The sequence below is a fragment of the Melaminivora alkalimesophila genome (genome assembly GCF_000282995.1).
Classification (GTDB): Bacteria; Pseudomonadota; Gammaproteobacteria; order Burkholderiales; family Burkholderiaceae_C; genus Melaminivora; species Melaminivora alkalimesophila.
Genome location: NZ_ALEE01000158.1, coordinates 1 through 2,107 on the forward strand (window position 1 = coordinate 1; position 2,107 = coordinate 2,107).

At 69.1% G+C, this 2,107-nt stretch carries 3 protein-coding genes; 2 read left to right on the forward strand and 1 reads right to left on the reverse strand.

From position 1 onward, the window contains the following. Nucleotides 1-422, forward strand: a 422-nt coding sequence (locus A612_RS02480) for a glycine zipper 2TM domain-containing protein (RefSeq protein WP_019373024.1), incomplete at its 5' end; no start/stop codon positions are given. 86 nt (nt 423-508) lie between these two features. Beyond that, complete coding sequence (gene argG / locus A612_RS02485; protein WP_019373025.1) at nt 509-1,849, forward strand: argininosuccinate synthase; 1,341 nt, start codon at nt 509-511, stop codon at nt 1,847-1,849. A 28-nt stretch (nt 1,850-1,877) separates the two neighbouring features. Here the strand turns inward: argG and A612_RS02490 are convergent. Next, nucleotides 1,878-2,107, reverse strand: a 230-nt coding sequence (locus tag A612_RS02490; protein ID WP_019373026.1) for a VUT family protein, incomplete at its 5' end; no start/stop codon positions are given.

Genomic DNA, 2,107 nt, shown 5'->3' on the forward strand with positions numbered 1-2,107 from the left:
GGGCAGCAGCCACGGCCATCGGCATCCTCGGCGGCGCCGTGCTGGGCAACAGCATCGAGGCCGGCCGGCCGGGCTACGACACGGTGCAGCGCTGCACCACCGAAACCTATTACGAGAACCGGGTCGTGGGCTACGACGTGACCTACGAATACGCCGGCCGCCAGTACACCGTGCGCACCCAGGACGATCCGGGCGGGTGGATCCCGCTGAACGTCCAGCCGGCCATCCCGAGCGGCGTGCGCCCGCCGGCAGCCTACTACCCCCCGACCTACGGCGATGGCGGGCGCTTCGCCACCCCCGGGGTGGTGGTCTCCACGCAGCCCGGAGCGCCGGTGTATGTGTCGCCGCCCCCGGTGACGGTGATCGAGTACGGCAGCGGCCATCCACACTACCCACGCCGCCACGACCGCCACTGGCGCTGAGTGCGGCGCGGGCGCGCCCCACGGCGCCGCAGGGCGTCCGGCCTAGAATCGCCGGTTTAGCTCCCGCTCGTCACTTTTCCCCTGCCATGGCAACCATCCTGCAACACCTTCCCGTCGGCCAGAAGGTCGGCATCGCCTTCTCGGGCGGCCTGGACACCAGCGCGGCGCTGCGCTGGATGAAGAACCGCGGCGCCCTGCCCTATGCCTACACCGCCAACCTTGGGCAGCCGGACGAAGAGGACTACGATGCCATCCCGCGCAAGGCCATGGAGTACGGCGCCGAGAAAGCGCGCCTGATCGACTGCCGCACGCAGCTGGCGCACGAGGGTCTGGCCGCCATCCAGGCGGGCGCCTTCCATGTGAGCACCGGCGGCATCGCCTACTTCAACACCACGCCCCTGGGCCGCGCCGTGACCGGCACCATGCTGGTGGCCGCGATGAAGGAGGACGACGTCCACATCTGGGGCGACGGCTCGACCTACAAGGGCAACGACATTGAGCGCTTCTACCGCTACGGGCTGCTGACCAACCCGCAGCTGCAGATCTACAAGCCCTGGCTGGACCAGGCTTTCATCGACGAGCTGGGCGGGCGCGCCGAGATGTCGGCCTTCATGACGAAGGAAGGCTTTGGCTACAAGATGAGCGCCGAGAAGGCGTATTCCACCGACAGCAACATGCTGGGCGCCACGCACGAGGCCAAGGACCTGGAGTTCCTGAACTCGGGCATTCGCATCGTCAACCCCATCATGGGGGTCGCCTTCTGGAAGCCCGAGGTCGAAGTCCAGGCCGAGGAAGTCTCCGTCACCTTCGAGGAAGGCCGCCCCGTCGCCCTGAACGGCCGCGCGATCGACGACCTGGTGGAGCTGTTCCTGGAGGCCAACCGCATCGGCGGGCGCCACGGCCTCGGGATGAGCGACCAGATCGAGAACCGCATCATCGAAGCCAAGAGCCGCGGCATCTACGAAGCCCCCGGCATGGCGCTCCTGCACATCGCCTACGAGCGGCTGGTCACCGGCATCCACAACGAAGACACCATCGAGCAATACCGCGTGAACGGCCTGAAACTGGGCCGCCTGCTGTACCAGGGCCGCTGGTTCGACCCGCAGGCCATCATGCTGCGCGAGAGCGCCCAGCGCTGGGTGGCGCGTGCCATCACCGGCACCGTGACGCTCGAGCTGCGCCGCGGCAACGACTACTCGCTGCTGGACACGCAAAGCCCCAACCTGACCTACGCGCCCGAGCGGCTGTCGATGGAGAAGGTCGAGGACGCGCCCTTCTCGCCGCTGGACCGCATCGGCCAGCTGACCATGCGCAACCTGGACATCTCCGATACGCGTGACAAGCTTGCCGTCTACGCCAAGGCGGGGCTGCTGTCGCTGGGTGCCGGCGCCGCGCTGGCCCGCCTGGAGGGCGAGGCGGCCGAGTGAGCCCCGGGCGCTGCGCTGCGGCGCCCGCTCAGGCGGCGGCCGGCTCGGGCACCCGCCCGAGGGCACGCACCACCGCCGCCAGCGCCACCCCGTAGGCCGGCACGAACAGCAGCAGGCTCACGCTGAGCTTGACGGCATAATCCACCCAGGCGATCTCCACCCAGTTCGCCGCCATGAACGGGTCGGAGCTGCGCCAGAAGGCGATCGAGAAGAACGCCGCGGTGTCCAGTGCCTGGCCGACCACGGAAGCCGCCGCCG